17 protein-coding genes and 1 rRNA gene are annotated in these 16,276 nt (G+C 56.5%); 8 read left to right on the forward strand and 10 right to left on the reverse strand.

Annotated features, from left to right (window positions below; genetic code table 11):
- Window positions 1-98: 98 nt before the first annotated feature.
- Both IFU31_RS06305 and soxR read right to left on the reverse strand, forming a co-directional pair.
- On the reverse strand, window positions 99-524 hold the full coding sequence (locus IFU31_RS06305) for a RidA family protein (protein WP_244657633.1): 426 nt from the start codon (window positions 522-524) through the stop codon (window positions 99-101).
- An 86-nt stretch (window positions 525-610) separates the two neighbouring features.
- Entirely contained in the window at window positions 611-1,057 is a 447-nt protein-coding gene (gene soxR / locus IFU31_RS06310; protein ID WP_192102532.1) for a redox-sensitive transcriptional activator SoxR, read from the reverse strand.
- 708 nt (window positions 1,058-1,765) lie between these two features.
- Between soxR and IFU31_RS06315 the strand changes: the two genes are divergently transcribed.
- Entirely contained in the window at window positions 1,766-2,320 is a 555-nt protein-coding gene (locus IFU31_RS06315; protein WP_192102533.1) for a hypothetical protein, read from the forward strand.
- Entirely contained in the window at window positions 2,317-3,564 is a 1,248-nt protein-coding gene (locus IFU31_RS06320) for an FRG domain-containing protein (RefSeq protein WP_192102534.1), read from the forward strand. Before IFU31_RS06315 ends, IFU31_RS06320 begins: the two co-directional genes overlap by 4 nt.
- A 163-nt stretch (window positions 3,565-3,727) precedes the next feature.
- Here IFU31_RS06320 and IFU31_RS06325 read toward each other — a convergent pair whose 3' ends face one another.
- Window positions 3,728-4,423, reverse strand: a complete 696-nt coding sequence (locus tag IFU31_RS06325; protein WP_192102535.1) for an Abi-alpha family protein — start codon at window positions 4,421-4,423, stop codon at window positions 3,728-3,730.
- A gap of 802 nt (window positions 4,424-5,225) precedes the next feature.
- Here IFU31_RS06325 and IFU31_RS06330 point away from each other — a divergent pair.
- The gene (locus tag IFU31_RS06330) at window positions 5,226-5,543 is read left to right on the forward strand and encodes a hypothetical protein (RefSeq protein WP_192102536.1); all 318 of its coding nucleotides are present in this window, start codon (window positions 5,226-5,228) and stop codon (window positions 5,541-5,543) included.
- 240 nt (window positions 5,544-5,783) lie between these two features.
- Here the strand turns inward: IFU31_RS06330 and IFU31_RS06335 are convergent, their stop codons facing one another.
- Window positions 5,784-6,614 (reverse strand): SDR family oxidoreductase, encoded by an 831-nt coding sequence (locus IFU31_RS06335; protein ID WP_192102537.1) that lies wholly within the window; start codon window positions 6,612-6,614, stop codon window positions 5,784-5,786.
- Between the two features lie 100 nt (window positions 6,615-6,714).
- Here IFU31_RS06335 and IFU31_RS06340 point away from each other — a divergent pair, with 100 nt between their 5' ends.
- A complete protein-coding gene (locus tag IFU31_RS06340; RefSeq protein ID WP_192102538.1) occupies window positions 6,715-7,611 on the forward strand; it encodes a LysR family transcriptional regulator in 897 nt (298 codons plus the stop codon).
- Between the two features lie 51 nt (window positions 7,612-7,662).
- On the opposite strand, the gene IFU31_RS06345 is transcribed toward IFU31_RS06340, so the two are convergent.
- The 4 genes from IFU31_RS06345 to IFU31_RS06360 all read right to left on the reverse strand — a co-directional run bounded on the left by IFU31_RS06345 (window position 7,663) and on the right by IFU31_RS06360 (window position 11,393).
- Window positions 7,663-8,208 (reverse strand): ankyrin repeat domain-containing protein, encoded by a 546-nt coding sequence (locus tag IFU31_RS06345; RefSeq protein WP_192102557.1) that lies wholly within the window; start codon window positions 8,206-8,208, stop codon window positions 7,663-7,665.
- A gap of 56 nt (window positions 8,209-8,264) precedes the next feature.
- Window positions 8,265-9,791, reverse strand: a complete 1,527-nt coding sequence (katB, locus tag IFU31_RS06350) for a catalase KatB (protein ID WP_192102539.1) — start codon at window positions 9,789-9,791, stop codon at window positions 8,265-8,267.
- Between the two features lie 150 nt (window positions 9,792-9,941).
- The gene (locus tag IFU31_RS06355) at window positions 9,942-10,712 is read right to left on the reverse strand and encodes a hypothetical protein (protein WP_192102540.1); all 771 of its coding nucleotides are present in this window, start codon (window positions 10,710-10,712) and stop codon (window positions 9,942-9,944) included.
- Window positions 10,713-10,823: 111 nt separating this feature from the next.
- The gene (locus tag IFU31_RS06360; RefSeq protein WP_192102541.1) at window positions 10,824-11,393 is read right to left on the reverse strand and encodes a TetR family transcriptional regulator; all 570 of its coding nucleotides are present in this window, start codon (window positions 11,391-11,393) and stop codon (window positions 10,824-10,826) included.
- Window positions 11,394-11,537: 144 nt separating this feature from the next.
- Here IFU31_RS06360 and IFU31_RS06365 point away from each other — a divergent pair, with 144 nt between their 5' ends.
- The 3 genes from IFU31_RS06365 (at window position 11,538) to IFU31_RS06375 (ending at window position 14,049) form a co-directional block, all read left to right on the forward strand.
- Window positions 11,538-12,338, forward strand: coding sequence for an SDR family NAD(P)-dependent oxidoreductase (locus IFU31_RS06365; protein WP_192102542.1), 801 nt, complete (start codon window positions 11,538-11,540; stop codon window positions 12,336-12,338).
- Between the two features lie 3 nt (window positions 12,339-12,341).
- Window positions 12,342-13,349, forward strand: a complete 1,008-nt coding sequence (locus IFU31_RS06370; protein ID WP_192102543.1) for an NADP-dependent oxidoreductase — start codon at window positions 12,342-12,344, stop codon at window positions 13,347-13,349.
- A gap of 160 nt (window positions 13,350-13,509) precedes the next feature.
- A complete protein-coding gene (locus tag IFU31_RS06375; RefSeq protein ID WP_342214303.1) occupies window positions 13,510-14,049 on the forward strand; it encodes a cysteine hydrolase family protein in 540 nt (179 codons plus the stop codon).
- A 64-nt stretch (window positions 14,050-14,113) separates the two neighbouring features.
- On the opposite strand, the gene IFU31_RS06380 is transcribed toward IFU31_RS06375, so the two are convergent.
- Window positions 14,114-14,980, reverse strand: coding sequence for a LysR family transcriptional regulator (locus IFU31_RS06380; protein WP_192102545.1), 867 nt, complete (start codon window positions 14,978-14,980; stop codon window positions 14,114-14,116).
- A gap of 141 nt (window positions 14,981-15,121) precedes the next feature.
- Here IFU31_RS06380 and IFU31_RS06385 point away from each other — a divergent pair, with 141 nt between their 5' ends.
- Entirely contained in the window at window positions 15,122-15,868 is a 747-nt protein-coding gene (locus IFU31_RS06385) for an iron-containing redox enzyme family protein (protein ID WP_192102546.1), read from the forward strand.
- Between the two features lie 90 nt (window positions 15,869-15,958).
- Here IFU31_RS06385 and rrf read toward each other — a convergent pair.
- Window positions 15,959-16,074, reverse strand: a 5S ribosomal RNA gene (gene rrf, locus IFU31_RS06390).
- Between the last annotated feature and the right edge of the window lie 202 nt (window positions 16,075-16,276).

Below are 16,276 nucleotides of genomic sequence, written 5' to 3' on the forward strand. Positions count from 1 at the left end.
GCAAGATAGGCCTGTAAGAACAGGCCACTAGTAGCCAATTGCCGATAACGAATCATACCTACCCACCGTAGCGACATCGGTTTGGATGGTATTCACATCTATACCGCCGACACTGCGGCAATCGCCTCAACCTCCACTAGCATGCCGTCCAGCGCCAACCGAGGCACTGCGATCAGTGTACCGGTGGGTAGGTGCGACCCCCAGGCCCGTTTTGCCTCGGCAGCCCATTCGGTGAGGCGCGACTCGGAGTGATCCACCACTAATATGGTGAGTTTATACACGTCATTGAGCGTAGCGCCGGCGGCCTCAAGGCCGATCTGTACGTTGGCGATAGTTTGCCGGACCTGCTCCACAAAGCTTGGCCCAAGATAGCCATTGCGGTCCTGTCCGCCCTGACCGGCGAGGTGTACGATCCGAGATTTTAGGGGCACCTGAGCGACGTGCGAATAGGCGTTGTCGGTCGGGTCGTAAAGGCCCGCAGGGTTGGACAGGGTGAACGCGGGCGAAAACATTTCGGAAGGCATAAAAGACTCTCCAATTGAATGAAGTCGTATCGTCAGACCTCAACATATATTGAGGTCAAGACCATCGCCGAAAATGTGCCTGCCGATTAATCACGTTCCAGCAGCCCAGCTCCCGGGCCGACCTGGCCGAACTTGTCGGCCGGGTTTCGCAGCGGACAGTCCACCAGTGAGAGACAACCGCAGCCGATGCAGCCATCCAGCTCGTCGCGAAGGCGCGTGAGCATGAGGATGCGTTCGTTGAAGTTGTCTCGCCAGCGCGACGAAATATTGCGCCATTGGCCGGTCGTCAGTTTGCTATCTGAAGGGTAAGCATCAAGCGCTTGCTTGATCTCTTTTAGTGAAAAGCCTGCGCGCTGCGCTACTTTAATGACGGCGACGTATCTGAGAACGTGGGCCGGAAACTGGCGCTGATTTCCGCTGGTGCGGACGCTGGCGATCAGGCCTTTCTTTTCATAAAAGTGCAGCGCTGAAACAGCCACCCCGGCACGCCGCGCTACCTCGCCGACCGTAAGCATTCTCAAGCTTTTCACCATGTTTCGCTCCAAACCAGATCCATCAGAATCGTGAGGTCTGCTAGCCTAACAGCCGCGCATTGCACTACGCGAGAGCACGCCTGGGCCGCCACGTGCATGGGTTGTTCTTGGCCCAAGTATCGGGATTCCAGATACGACTGGACCATGTCGCCGGGGACGTCAGCTATGGCCTTGAGTAGACACTGACGAAAGAGACAAAGGTGCTCTCGCCTGTTCGAATAAGGTCGCCAGCTACCGTAATGCCTGCATGAGTAGTGTCCGGATCGATGTCGCTCTTTGATAAATCAGATTTGCGCACCACGCTTGATGGCCGTGATCGGCAAGACCGGCCAGTTGAGAATGACTGCTTTCGACCCATTGCTGACGTTCAAAGCGCCATGCAGCAGGATCTACGCGAAAGGGTAGGAGTACATTGGACAGGTTTTGCACGTTCGCAGAAACATGCAATAGTGGCGTCCCCATTTTTTGCCGCCTCCAGACATGCAAACTGAAAACGATCCTTGGGCCCATCTCCGACTCTCTGATGAGGGACTCCATTCCAGTTCATTTTTGCGCCCAGACCTAATTCTGCACGTACACGATCTCTGGGCCAACGAGCGCCACGACTGGGAGGTCCACCGGTTCTTCTCACTTCCAGATTGCCAGAAGATCCAGCCATTCGTTTTCTTCGGCGTTGAGCATTGTATGGACTTTCTTCGGGACTGGTGTTTGAACGAAACCGACATTTCGGCACTTCGGGTCTTGCCGTCGCTGTCGGCACTCCCTCAGGCCTTCTGGGATTACCTCAAGGGGCTACCCTTTTTAAGGTGTAAAATCAGTGCGCTACCTGAGGGAACCCGTGTCGGTGATAAACCGATCAAAGTAAGCGAAGCGGTCCTGAGAGAGTCCGACTCAGGAACAGTGCCGTTTCCATTGATGCAAGTCACGGGTTCAGCTGCTCATGTTGCGTTGATCTCCGAGGCGATGGGAACCATCCTTGACTTCTGTTTGGCCTATTCAAAGATGCTCACTCTTCAGCACTTCAAAGGCGGCGTGCGTCAAATTGGGCGATCCGAACGGGAAAACCACCCGCTCTGGGCGATGTTCGCCACGCGTATGGAAATAGTGATGACCGAGCAAGAGGATCTTGATATGAAGAACCTCTGGCTTTGGTGCGATCCCGAACGTGATTCCGATGCAGTAGCCACCGCGACAGCTATGGGACGTCAGCTGCAGGCAAGAGGTGAATCTGTGATGTTGCTCATTCGAGGGGACATAAATTGAAACCGCCTTCATCCTTGTCGGACGTGCTCCGTCCGGAGAAATCTGCCGCGTTGATGCAGGCCATCGGCTACTCCAGCACCGACATTGAAGACCTACACGGCAGTGGGATGCTGGCTATGGACGTGGGCAAGCTTCCCCTTGAGGACAGGTTGGAATTGCTAGGTTCGGACCCGGAGAATCTACTTTCGCCGCATATGGACTTGAACCACTTCAAGCCACTCAAAGCGTCAGGGGACGTTGTTCTGGTTGACTACTACACCGGTGCTAGGCTGAAACCAATGAAGTTGGGTCCGCTCGCCATATTTGGCCAGAGAGGCCTCGAACCGCGTCCAGGACCTATATGGTCTGAATCTGAGCAACTGCAAACTCTTCGAAGTCGCTTCAACCGCATCCCTGTGCGTGCCGTCACGTCACGACAGCACCTCGATCAAGAACTTGAATTGTTTCGGAAAATTAACACCCCGCGCAGCTCTATCTTCTTTCGCGGACAAACGAATCAGTACTTTGTGAATAGACGACCGCGGGTGAAGGAGTTCCTGTACGGCAGCTGTTCTGCCCAGGAACCCAGTCTGCCCTCGACTGCCTACAGAAGGCAATTCAACTATCTAGCGGCAGAGCGCCACTGGAAGGCTATTGTGGCGGACATCGACTATCGGCTATCCGGCTTCGCTGACAATCGTTGGTGGGTTGAGGACGACATTGAACACGTCTATCTAACCTCCGATGGGCACATTGCAAGATGGCACCGCCTTAGTACGATGTCGATCTCACAGCACTATGGCTTACCTACCTTCGGCCTCGACGTCACCACATCGCTGGACACGGCCTGGTGGTTCGCGACGCACAAATTTCACGAGCGCGATGACACCGCTTGGTATACAAGTCACAAATGGCATGAGCAGCCATCTGAAAACTGGCCGGTGATTTACGTCTTCAGATCTAGCGATTGGGACCCCATCCATGATCTCGAACTTGCAGCTGAGCGGCCGCGCCGACAGGCCGCTGTGCTGGCACATGGGAGCTGGGGTGTCCATGGTAATATCGTTGCAGACGATCTCATCGCAGTTTTCGTTCTTGCACCAAGCTTTGGCGTAGCGCCAGCAGAGACAAGAGATATTTTTCCCTCAGACGATCCGTTCTATCGCGAGCTTTTGTCTCTCAAGGCAAGTATCGGGGATAAGCATCCTCTCTATAGCGGAGCAGGACTCAAGCACGTCTTCGAGATAGTTGAACCTCCCTCCTGAGCCAGCTCTAGCGGGCCGTTTTATTGAGTAGGTCCGCACTTTCGATCGATGAGTGCGGTAACCCACTCCACCCTAGTTGTGATTTGTAGGGCCCGTCATGTCTGACTGCTTCTGGCCTAAAGCTGCCGATTGCGAATCGGTAGTAATCGGCAACTCGATATGTCTACATAATCCTGGGTGTCAGACAGCTAGGCTTTAGTTTAATACAGGCATCTAGAAACAAGCCGCCCAACGGAGAGATTTTAACACCACCGCGAATTATTCTAGCTTCATATTGGGCTGTTTCTGAAATGCCAAGAAGTATTTTTTGGGTTTCTTTGCCACTTTCCAACCTGCTATATCCATCAGAGTCGTGTAGACCATATACAGGCAGAATCTCTACAAGCCCCAGACGTCGCAAATTGTCTATGTAGTAGGGGCTCATGCTAGGTAGTTCGCACTGCGCATCTTCACCAAGGAAATTTATTAGTAATGCCTGGTCGTATCCCGCATTGCTTTCTTTGACTTCTGCCCGAACAGTTATTATTGGAAAAGCATTTCTATCTAAAAACAATTTCATTATTTTCGCTTCGTCAACCGTCATCTGGCGAATTATCTCAACGAATGCAGGATGAGAAGATTCCGCTGTTGCTTTATCCATGGCTGTGGCTAAAAGATTGGCATATAAATCACTAAGTGCCTCTTCATGACCAATGTATCGAAGGGCATCCAATGCGGGCCCTGCCACATTAAGCTTAGGCGGCATTATTTTTTCAACTGGTGTACCCTTAAGCTTTTCCGCTACTTTTGTCGTCACAAATTCACTGAATTTATCATAACCCCAAACTAAACTGCTAAGAGGTGCTAATGCGATATTCACTGTCTTAGCTACAATGTGTAAACCTTTCCCGATCTCTCGAGCCGAGGGCTGCAGCAAGTCTTGATAAATAGGATTTCTTTGATTAGGCCTGTGACTGCATCAATTGTGCTTTTGATATTTCCTGAATCAGACATATATTTCTCCTAATGCCCATATGACTAACGATTATGCCATGCGATGAGAGGGGACAGATTTATTTTTATCTAGAAGCCAGCCAAGCTCCAAGTTCCGCCTTAAACGCCAAAACTATGCTCTATCTATGGCCGCAATCAGCTCCAGCAGGCGCAGATGCGCCACTCAAAAACACCGGGGCAGCAAGTTTCAGAAAAGTCCTACGCACCTCTCCATTGCCTCATTCCACCAGCCACCCTACCCTGCCATCGCGCCTAAGAAACGCAATCACACAGCGGTCTACCGCCCCCGACAGATGCGGCTTCTGGAGCCTACGGTTACACTTCGCCTCCAGAAAATCTCTGTTATGTCGGGAGTGGGCTAACACAAGACCTGAAAGGGGAATATGTCCGGGCCTCTGTGTGGGGTTTCTTAGCTCCCGACACCCAGCCCTAAGAAGCTGCAATCACGCAGAGGTAAAGGAAATGCCTATTCATTACACCCCCACTCTTTTCACCCGCCACAACCGCCCCCTCCACACCCTATGGCTCGAATCCCAAGCCTGGTTCCACGCCCCCGATCTCAGTCGTCTCAGGGTCGCTTCCTCGACGCTCACGCCGTACGCAAACTCGACCCCGACCAATACCACACCCTTTCGCTCCTGCAATACGGTAAACACCTCGAAACCTTGATGATCAGCGAATCCGGTGCTTACGCTCTGCTCGCCCAGCATTGCATCCCGGAAAACCGAAGCCTCTGGCGCTGGCTCACCCATGAGGTGATAGCGGCGACTCGTGATGCGGTGCTGCCAGTGAGTGATTCGGTGCCGAGTTTGAGCGTAATGCAGTGGTCGGGGTTGCGGCTGAGTGTGTTGCATTGGCAGAGCGATAGTTGGATGCGGATGCGGGATTTGCCGGTGGTGTTGGAGAGTGATGAGATTGATGGGGGCAGAGCTAAGCCGCCCGTACAGGCTGGTTGGCGAAAGGCTTCAGCGTGGCTGTTCATGTGAAGCCCGCAGGCGTGCCCGCAGCGGTTATCCAACTCTGCCCTGCGACGGAGCCCTCGCATGGCGCTATGGTCATGTCGCTGCAATCGGTTTTCAGCGACACGTTCCGGGCACATGTCGCCGCCAGCAACATGACCTCATAACGTGTCGCTGAAACGCAAAAATAACGACATGACATGGGCGCATCGCCTCGGAAATGGCACCCATTCATGCGTACCACCCAGCGTCATGCAGCCTTGTGTGTTAGCTGTCGAGTTCGGTGCTGCGAGCTTGAGTTTGTTGTTGTTCCAAGGTGGTTAGCCGTTCGGTGAGGGCGCTGTGAACACGGTCGTAGGCGTCGCTGCCGAGCAACAGGCGTTTAGGCGCTGGGGTTGAGGCGGCTACGAGGATCATCTCGCGCGCCATTTTCTCGGGGTCGCCTTTCAGCGCAAAAGCACCACTGGCTACCGCTCGGCGGACGTCCCCGGCTGGAGTCTGCTCATAAACGGCCATCGGCGATGGGCTGACCAGTGCAGCGCCGAAGTTGGTGCGGGTCGGGCCTGGCTCGACCAGAGTGAGCTGGATACCGAATGGCGCGACTTCCTGGGCGACGGCTTCGACGAAGCCTTCGATGCCCCATTTGCTCGCGTGGTACAGGCTGAAGTTCGGATACGCCAACTGCCCGCCCTCGGATGACACTTGCAGGATCCGTCCACCGCCCTGCTCCCGCAGGTGTGGCAGGCAGGCGCGGATCAGTTGGATGGAGCCGATCAGGTTGGTTTGCAGTTGCTGTTCGATCTGTTCGTCGCTGACTTCTTCGGCGGCGCCGAACAGGGCGTAGCCAGCGCTGCTGACTACTACGTCGATATGGCCGAGGTCGTTGAACGCTTGCTGGACTACATGGCGAATGGCGGCAGGGTCGTTAACGTCCAGTGCCCCCAGCCATAGTTGCTCGCCGTATTGAGCTTGCAGTTCGCTCAACACTTCGGTGCGGCGCAAGGTGGCCGCCACTCGATCACCGCGTGCGAGCAACTGCTCGACCAGCGCGCGGCCTATGCCTGATGAACTGCCGGTTATCAGCCATGTGGTGCTCATGTTCGTGCCCTCTCGTGTTGGCTATCAGAACGTCCACCCTAGCCTTCGCGCACTGCTGTTACTATCCGGTAAATCCCGGACGCACTGGTGAAATATCCCCATGAATAAACCGTCACCGTCTCTGGCCGAGCTCAACGCTTTGGCGTTGATCGTGTCCCATCGCAGCTTTCGCAAGGCGGCGAGTGAGTTGGGGCTGTCGGCGTCGACCTTGAGCCACATGATGCGCACGCTGGAGGGGAATCTGGGCGTACGGCTGCTTAACCGCACCACGCGCAGTGTCGCGCCTACGGCGGTGGGTGAGCGGCTGGTGGCACGTATCACGCCGTTGATGCGCGGCTTCGCGCTGGCGCTGGAGGAGCTCAACGAGTTCCGTGATTCGCCCAGTGGTGTGCTGTTTATCAGTGCTAGCGCGCCGGCGGCCAGGGTGCTGATGGAGCGCGTGGTGCCAGCGTTTCTGGAGCGTTACCCGAACATGGCGATCGATCTGAGGACCGATGGCCGGCTGATCGATATCGTCGCCGAGGGTTTCGATGCCGGCATTCGCCTTGGCGAGTCGGTGCCGCAGGACATGATTGCGGTGCGGCTGGCGCCGGATACCTGTTTCATGACCGTAGCATCGCCGGGCTATCTGGCTCGGCACACAGCGCCGGTCACGCCGGATGATCTGCGCGAGCATCAGTGCATCTGCATTCGTATGCCCAGCGGCACGCCATATCGCTGGGAGTTCGAGCAGCATGGGCAGCCGATGACTCTGGAGGTGTCGGGCAATCTTACGTTGGATAATTTGGAGATCATGGCGGACGCAGCAGCACGCGGGCTGGGGATTGCGTATTTGCCCGAGCATACGGCGGGGCGGTATCTGCGGGATGGGCAGCTGGTGCAGGTGCTGGAGGATTGGAGCCCACGGGTGCCGGGGTTGTTTTTGTATTACCCAGGGCATCGACATGTGCCGGGTGGGCTGCGGGCATTGATTGAGGTGGTGCATGAGTTTGCTTGAGAGGCAGTACGCTGGGCTAATGACATACCCAACTTACTCCAGCGCTACAGCTCAGCGTATTGGCGCCGAACTAAACCGCCCATCCCCCAACGATCGCGCGTCATTCCCTCTATCATCCCGCGCATCCAAATCCGCGCCCTTCGCTGCCAACGCCTCGAGAATATCCTTGCGCTGAAACAGCGCCGCATACATCGCCGCCGTCTGCCCTGAGTTATTACGCTCATCCGGCGCACAGTCTGCGCCGAGTAGCCGATGGGCGATACTGACTTCGCCTTTGAAGATCGCCCCCATCAACGCAGTGTTGCCGCGCTTGTCCTGGCTACACGGGTTGGCGCCCGCTGCGAGCAACTGTTCCACGGCATCTTTATGGCCGTGATAAGCCGCCAGAATCAATGCGGTGTAGCCGCTTTCATCGCGGGTGTCCAGATCATAATGAGCGTCGATGAACGCGCCCAAACGGTCGGTACTGCCCGTGCGTGCGGCGTCGAAGTACAGTTCTCGAAGTTGCTGCCGGGTATCGGCAGGCGGTGTGTCATCGGCCAAGGCGACCGTTGCAACCATCATCGCCGAGCAGATCCAGGGAATGAAATAGCGCATTAGGTTTTGCTCCTGAAGATCACCGACCGTTGTTGCACGGCCGGTGATCGGATGCATCAGTCCTGCAGCTTGGCGGCCAACTGCTTGACCTTCTCCAAGTCGCCGTTGGCAACTTTGGTTACGCCTGTGCCATAGGCCGGATCGGCCTTGTACAGATACGACAGCATGATGTTCTTGCTCTCGGTATCGGTGTCAGCCAGAGAACCGCCGAAGCTGTTGATCAGGTCCTGCTGCTCCTTGGGCGAATAGGAACGGTACAAGTCGCCCGCTTGCTTGAAATTCTGCTCGCGCTGAATCTTCGCCTGTTGGGTAGTACCGCTCAAAGCCGTTTGGCTATAACGCGCACTGTCGTCACTTGGGCGCGGCGCAAGGCGGCTCGGCTCGTAGTTCACCCCACCGGTGGTATGACCGCTGTTCAAGGCGCCATCCTGGTTACCGTTGTTGACGGCCACGCGAGGACGGTTGATCGGCAGGCTCATGCCGTTGGCGCCCAGGCGGTACATCTGGGTATCGGCGTACGAGAACACACGGCCTTGCAGCAGACGGTCTTCCGACGGTTCGATACCCGGCACCACGTTGGACGGTGCCATGGCAACCTGCTCGGTTTCCTGGAAGAAGTTGTCGACGTTCTTGTTCAGCACCATCTGCCCGATCTTCTGCTCCGGCACATCTGGCCAGATCTTGGTCGCGTCTAGCGGGTCGAAGGCGAACTTGGCCAGGTCTTCAGGCTTGAGTACCTGAATGTACAAGTCCCACTTAGGGAAATCGCCCTTGTTGATTGCGGTGACCAGGTCATGAGTCATGTGCGCGTAGTCTTTGCCCTGGGTTTGCACGACCTGTTCCGGGTCCAGATTCTTCAGACCTTGCAGGCTCTTCCAGTGAAACTTCACGTAGTGCACTTCGCCCGTGTCGTTGACGAACTTGTAGGCGTGCACGCCATTGCCGTCCATGAAGCGATAACCCGCAGGCGTGCCCTCATTGGAATACAGCAGAGTGAGGGTACGCGTCGCTTCCGGCACGTGGGAGAAGAAATCGAAACGACGGGAGTCGTCGTCGACGTTGGTGCGCGGATCGGGTTTGAACGCGTGCACCATGTCGGGAAACTTGATCGCGTCACGAATGAAGAAGGTCGGGAAGTTATTGCCGACCAGATCCCAGTTGCCGTCCGCCGTATAGAACTTGGTCGCGAAACCACGTGGGTCGCGTAGCGTTTCCGGCGAGTGGTTGCCGTGGACGACCGACGAGAAGCGCACGAACACCGGTGTGTGGGTTCCTGGCGTGAACACCTTGGCCTTGGTCAACTCACTGATGTTGCTGGACGCGACGAACTCGCCATGTACGCCGGTGCCACGGGCATGCACTACGCGCTCCGGAATGCGTTCGCGGTCGAAGCGCTGCAGTTTTTGTAACAGCTGAACGTCTTGAAGCAGCGCCGGCCCGTTGGGTCCGGCCGTCTGTGAATTCTGATTATCACCAACGGCGGCACCGTTGTCGCGGGTCAAGGTGTCGGCAAAAGCGGATGACGAAAATATGCCGATGGCCAACGCCGTGACCGCATACCCTGATAAGGTTCTGATTTTCATAGTGAATCCCTCACGCTTCTTATGTTATGAAGAAACCTCGAGGGTAACGGCAGCCACCAGCGCGGCTAAATTGGAAGAGCCTATTGGCCCGATAGGTAAAGATGCCTGCCGGTGTTATCGGACGGACCCGTACCCCTGATTCGGTATCGCCTACGCCCGCAACCCATCCTCCGGCACGAATATCCACCCCTCCACCGGATCGATATCCGCCATCGGTTGAGCCAGCCACTGCGGCCTGTGCTCGAACGCCCACGCCAGCAGCGCGCAGGTCAGCGCATCCTGTGCATCGACATGTTCGAACCCCGGCACGAAACTTCGCGGCACACTCGCCTTCTCGACATGGAAAGGCACTCGCAAGGCCTCGATACACGCCGAGCGTTTGCATGCCGAGGGATAGGCTTCGATCGCTCGCAGCATCTGCCCGTCCGTCCATACGCCACAGGCTTCACGAATGGGTGCGAATCGCCCCAGCACATGCATGCCCTTGGTCGCCTGGCTTCCGATCATGTCCTTGATCGGCGACAGCGGATAAAGCCCGCGTTCGAACAGGAAATGCTCGGTGCGGCGGTGCAGGTAGGGATTGCTGGATGATTCGCCAACGGTGGGCACGGCGATGCCGCGGGTAATGAGGTCTATGAAAGGCCTGGAGAAGCCGAGCGGAGTGTCGATACCCATGAGCACGCGTGGCGCCTGGTGAAGTGCCGGGTCTATTTCACACAGTCTCAACAGCCCATCAACGAATTGCTCGGTCGAACTTGCTTGGTTGATCGTCCGCCGCAGATTACCCCGCCACGGCTTGCCCACGAGTCGGCGCTCAGCGTCCAACACGACCAAGGCATCGCGGCTCGCCGGGTTTCGATCGCAATTCCACCCGCCTACGTCCCAGCCTACGAACAGTGTGGTGGGGTTTGGGTAAGTCATGGTGAACACTCACGTAAGTAGATTCGAATTGCTATCGGGCATACGCGTAGCACGGCGCTTCGCAGCACGTTCCTCATACGGAACATGAGACGCAACGTTAAGGCAGTTTCCTCAACCCTCCACCCGCGCCAACGCCTGTGCCCGGCAGGTTTCCAGGATCTCGTCAGCCAGCGCGGAGTCATCCGGACAGGCTCTGGAAAGCATCAATGCGCCGACCAGATGCGCCAGTGCGTTGATTCGTTCGGCCCGCGCGCTCTGCTGCGTGAGCTTGTCTGCATCGGGGTCAACGGGCGTCGCTTTGGCCAACAGCCGTTCCATTCCCTGCGCGAATACCGCTTTGATCTCTTCGGGCTGCCGTGCGGCATCGGCCGACAATGCGGCAAGGGTGCAGCCATCACCGGGTGCGTCGCGGTGCTCGCGCGACAGGTAGCGCTCGATCAGCGTTGCACGTTCCGCCTCACCGGTACTGGCTTCCATCTGCGCGAAACCACACGCCGCCGCCTCGCTCATGAGGTCTGCCTTGGAGCGAAAATGCTTGTAGAAACCACCGTGGGTAAAGCCAGCGGCTGCCATCAGATCAGCCACGCTCACGCCGTCGTAACCCCGTTCCTGAAACAAGGTGGAGGCGGTTTCAACGATGTGCGCACGGTTGGCCTGCGCCTGTGCCTTGGAGACTTTCATGCCAGTGCCTGTGAAATAGAACCAGGGACAAGCATACATTGATGTTGATCAACATCAAAACGCTTGACCGTTTAGATTTCGATCATCATCATAAAACCGCCACTGCCCATCCTTGCCGCGCGTCTCTCCCAGGAATGAATCCCCATGAGTAATCTCCCTACAGTACTGATCACCGGCGCCTCCAGCGGCATCGGCGCTACCTACGCACGACGCTTCGCCAGTCGTGGCCACGCGCTGGTACTGGTAGCGCGCAATCGCGAACGCCTGGACGTCCTGGCTGCACAGTTACGCGAAGAAAGCGGTGTGAACGTCGATGTCATCCAGGCTGACCTCACCCGCACTGAAGACCTTGCGCAAGTAGAACGACGCTTAACCGAAGATGCCAGCATCGGCGTCTTGATCAACAATGCCGGCGTAGGCCAGTCAGGCGGCTTTTTGCAACAGCGCATCACTGCTCTCGACAGCCTGCTGGCACTGAACGTCACCGCAGTGACCCGCTTGGCGGCAGCCATCGCTCCGCGCCTGATTCAAGCGGGCGCTGGCAGCATCGTCAACATCGGCTCGGTCGTAGGGCTCGCCCCGGAAATGCAAATGACCGTCTACGGCGCCACCAAAGCCTTCGTATTGTTCCTCTCCCAGGGCCTGCAGGCAGAACTGGGCCCCAAGGGCGTCTACGTGCAAGCCGTGCTGCCCGCAACCACCCGCACCGAGATCTGGCAGCACTCCGGAATCGATATTGCAACCTTGCCGGAAATCATGGAGGTGGATGATCTGGTAAACGCCGCCTTGGTGGGCTACGACCGTCGCGAGCTTGTGACCATCCCACCGCTGCACGTGGCCGAGCGTTGGGAGGCGTTGGAAGGTACTCGTCGCCTTCTGCTTTCGGATCTACGCCAGGCAAGTCCAGCCGAGCGCTACCTGGCTTCTGCCCCTGTCGGGCAATAACCCATGAAAGCCTTTGTCATCGATCGTTACGGCAAACGTGTCATCGGCCGGATAGCTGACATGCCAGAGCCCACCTTGGCGGCCGACGATGTCCTGGTGCAGGTACACGCGGCGAGCGTCAATGCGCTGGACGTCAAGATTCGCAACGGCGAGTTCAGGCTCATCCTGCCCTACACCCTGCCGCTGATACTGGGCAATGATGTGGCAGGCACGGTGCTCGAAGTGGGTAAGAACGTCACCCGCTTCAAACCGGGCGACGATGTGTTCGCCCGGGTCCATCAAACGCGTATCGGCACGTTCGCCGAACGCATTGCCATCAATCAAACCTGTGTGGCCAACAAACCCGTCAACCTGACCATGGTCCAGGCGGCCTCGCTGCCCCTGGTGGCATTGACTGCATGGCAAGTACTGGTTGAAACCGCAAAAGTCACACACGGCCAGAAGGTTCTGATTCACGCAGGATCCGGCGGTGTGGGCACGGTGGCGATACAGCTCGCCAAACACCTGGGTGCCTATGTCGCCGCTACCACCAGTACGGCCAATCTCGAGTGGGTGAAGGCCCTCGGCGCTGACCAGGTGATCGACTACACGACTCAGCACTTCGTCGAGCAGTTGCACGATTACGACATTGTGCTCAATAGCTTGGGACCAGACGTATTGGGCAAGTCAGTGGAGGTCTTGAAGCGTGGCGGCCGACTGATCTCGATCTCAGGCCCACCGACCGTGGAATTCGCTACCAGGCAGGGACTCGGCTGGACCTTGACGCAAGTCCTGCGCGTGTTGAGTTCGCGCATTCGCAGCCAGGTGAGGCAGCGGGGCATGTCCTATGATTTCGTGTTCATGCGTGCGGACGGAGGTCAGCTCGGGGAGATAGCTTCACTCATTGAAGCCGGTGTCATCACGCCCGTGGTCGAGAAGGTCTATCCCTTCGAGGCCACTGCAGATGCCCTCGCCCATGTTCAAAGCGGCCGCGCAAAGGGGAAAGTGGTAATCGAGCTACGGCGTTCCTAGCACCGTTTGGATCAAGTTGCGCATGGATGAAGTTTTTCACAGTCAACGATTTGCATATGGACCCATCAGGTACAACCGCTTAGGCTGACTCGTACCCATCCCGGTGCATTGGCCGGGCCGGGTTCGATGCTTCTCATCTCATTCAAAGGACTTGAAATCCGTGAAAGCGCTAATCGTCATCGATGTACAACAAGGCCTGTTCCAGGCAGACCCAGCTCCCGCCTTCGCCGCTGAAGTGATAGCGCGCATCAACACACTGACGGCATGTGCCAGAGCTGAAAACGTTCCGGTGATCTTCGTTCAGCACGAACTTACCCATGGCGAGTTTCTGGTGCGCGGCAGTGACAGCTGGAAAGTCGACCATCGGCTTGTGACAGCCGACACCGATCACTACGTCAACAAGACCACGCCCGACTCTTTCCTCAGGACCGATCTTCAGCCGCTATTGCAGCAAGCCGATATTTCTCACCTGGTAGTGTGCGGCTATGCGACCGAGTTCTGCGTGGACACGACGGTCCGTCGTGGCGCAGGCTTGGGTTACGAAATCACATTGGTGAGCGACGCTCATACCACCCAGCCCAAGGCGCATGCCGATGCGGCGCAGATCATCGCTCACCATACCGCCACGCTGCCGAGCATCAAAAGCTTCGGTGTACGCATCCAGGCGCAGGAAACCGCAGCGGTCGATTTCGCCAGCTGACTGTGGGCACGTCTGCTGCCTTGGGTAAATAACTCGATCGCAGCTCAGCGGGACGTCCGTGCATTCAATTCGAATGTGCGGATGCGCACAGCATCTGTACGAACCCTTCCCTGACCGGATGCCCATCAGTGCGCTTGTGGGTCAGCAGAAAGTTGTCCACGCTATCGAACTCGAGTGCGTCACAGACGGCCAGTCCTTCGAGGGCGCGGTGGTTGCAGTAGACGCCCCTGGGAACCACCGCCATGCCTATGCCTTGCGCGACGCACGTCAGAATGCCCCCCCAACTTCCACATATCACCCATTCCACCCCTTGCAATGACTCCTCGCACCAAGCCCGCGAAACAGCGTGAAACGGACAACCTTCAGGCCACGCCAGGACTTTTCTATTGTTCAGATTCAAGGGTCCGTGTTGCAACCACGTCTGCGGATAAACCAGCACCGGTCGATCACCGGGTAATCTGCGACTGATAAGTCTCGGGTTGGCCGTGTCCATCGCCACCACTGCTACATCCAGCTTCCCGTCCAGAACGTGTTCTACGAGTTCTGGCCAGGTATCGGTAACGATCTCCAGGATAACCTGCGGATAGTCCCGCTCGAATGCTGCAGCGATGGCCGCAAGCCGCGTACTGACGAAGGAATCTATACCCCCTATCTTCAAAGTCCCGCCAAATCTTTTACTGTCGTTGAAACAAGACTGTGCCTCGCCAAAAGCCTCCAATACTTTCTCTGCATGAATAAGCAGGTGTTTACCCGCAGCACTTAGTTCCACGCCCTTGTCGCCTCTATTCAACAGGCAACATCCAACTTCGGCTTCCAAAGCCTTCATGCGCGCAGTGACATTCGATGGTACGCAGTGTACGGACTTGGCGGCTTTGACGATGCTTCCCGCTTTGTAGATAGCGGTGAGCATGCGCAATTGCGAAATATCCATATACACCTCGAGTGAATCACTGATTCATTTTTTGTTGGTTGTGCGAGTCCCCTTGCCCGTGGATTCTACTGCCAATGCCAAGCTGATACCAAAAACCAAACGGCAACTTCGAAGCACTAGGTTACAAATAAGGAGCTGCGCATGTCAGGTTATTATGAAGAGATCACTAAACTTGCAACCTCCGTGCATCAGCATGGGGCCCTGAACAATGCATTCTATGAGCGCTGGATGGCAGCACCCCTGCCCTTTGACGAACTGGCCCTGTTTGCCAAGAATTATCTGGTAAGAACTTCGCAAACGCCGACGATGATCGCGTTGTCGCTGCTGCACACCGACAACCTGTGCGCACGCGTCGAAATCGCCAAGAACTTGTACTCAGAGTATGGCTACGGCCAGCCGCAGAAAGCCCACATCCATTTGCTGGAGAACTTTCTAACCGATCTACTCAGCCGAGTGGCCGTTGCCTACAAGCCAGTGACCAAGCTGAGTGATGAGTTGATCCTGCCCAGTACTCGTCAATTCATCGAAGAACAGCAAACCCTGTATACCCGTCACCCTGCTGAACGAGGCTGCCAGCGCATCCTGGGTACCCTGTTGGCACAGGAGTGGTTGGCGTTCTCCATGCTCACGCGTTTGTACGAAGGCGTGCGGCACTACCAGCACCTCTACGCTTCAAACGACGAGTTCCACGAACACTGCGAGTACTTTTACGTCCATATCGGTAATGCCGAAAAGGACCACAAGATCCAGGCCATTCACGCAGCCACACTCGAATGCCGCAACGACGATGAATTTGCTGCGTTAGCAGATGGCTTCTACGACTTCATGACCCTTACCGAGCAGTACTGGAATGGCATTGCCCATGCCATGGGGTATCGTCCCCGCTAAGGAGAGGCCTACCGACAGCCAGGCGTGAATACCACGCCGGAAAAGACAAAACCCCTACCTGCTTGCGCAGATAGGGGTTTCGGAATTGAATCTTGACGATGACCTACTCTCACATGGGGAAACCCCACACTACCATCGGCGATGCATCGTTTCACTGCTGAGTTCGGGATGGGATCAGGTGGTTCCAATGCTCTATGGTCGTCAAGAAATTCTGTAGCCAGGATGCCCTTGCGAGGCACTCCAGCGAATGGGTATGTGATAGTCGTGGGTTGTCTTGCTGCGAACTTTCGGTTCGTGTCATCTCCACAGTCACCGCAATCTGGTCGTTCGACACAAATTGCTTGGGTGTTATATGGTCAAGCCTCACGGGCAATTAGTATGGGTTAGCTCAACGCCTCACAGCGCTTA

It is taken from the genome of Pseudomonas sp. CFBP 13602, from assembly GCF_014842725.1.
Classification (GTDB): domain Bacteria; phylum Pseudomonadota; class Gammaproteobacteria; order Pseudomonadales; family Pseudomonadaceae; genus Aquipseudomonas; species Aquipseudomonas baltica.

Coding starts and splice junctions, on each gene's coding strand:
- IFU31_RS06305 (WP_244657633.1), bottom strand. CDS start 524: ATGCCTTCCGAAATGTTTTCGCCCGCGTTCACCCTGTCCAACCCTGCG.
- soxR (WP_192102532.1), bottom strand. CDS start 1,057: ATGGTGAAAAGCTTGAGAATGCTTACGGTCGGCGAGGTAGCGCGGCGT.
- IFU31_RS06330 (WP_192102536.1), top strand. CDS start 5,226: ATGATCAGCGAATCCGGTGCTTACGCTCTGCTCGCCCAGCATTGCATC.
- IFU31_RS06335 (WP_192102537.1), bottom strand. CDS start 6,614: ATGAGCACCACATGGCTGATAACCGGCAGTTCATCAGGCATAGGCCGC.
- IFU31_RS06340 (WP_192102538.1), top strand. CDS start 6,715: ATGAATAAACCGTCACCGTCTCTGGCCGAGCTCAACGCTTTGGCGTTG.
- IFU31_RS06345 (WP_192102557.1), bottom strand. CDS start 8,208: ATGCGCTATTTCATTCCCTGGATCTGCTCGGCGATGATGGTTGCAACG.
- katB (WP_192102539.1), bottom strand. CDS start 9,791: ATGAAAATCAGAACCTTATCAGGGTATGCGGTCACGGCGTTGGCCATC.
- IFU31_RS06355 (WP_192102540.1), bottom strand. CDS start 10,712: ATGACTTACCCAAACCCCACCACACTGTTCGTAGGCTGGGACGTAGGC.
- IFU31_RS06360 (WP_192102541.1), bottom strand. CDS start 11,393: ATGAAAGTCTCCAAGGCACAGGCGCAGGCCAACCGTGCGCACATCGTT.
- IFU31_RS06365 (WP_192102542.1), top strand. CDS start 11,538: ATGAGTAATCTCCCTACAGTACTGATCACCGGCGCCTCCAGCGGCATC.
- IFU31_RS06370 (WP_192102543.1), top strand. CDS start 12,342: ATGAAAGCCTTTGTCATCGATCGTTACGGCAAACGTGTCATCGGCCGG.
- IFU31_RS06380 (WP_192102545.1), bottom strand. CDS start 14,980: ATGGATATTTCGCAATTGCGCATGCTCACCGCTATCTACAAAGCGGGA.
- IFU31_RS06385 (WP_192102546.1), top strand. CDS start 15,122: ATGTCAGGTTATTATGAAGAGATCACTAAACTTGCAACCTCCGTGCAT.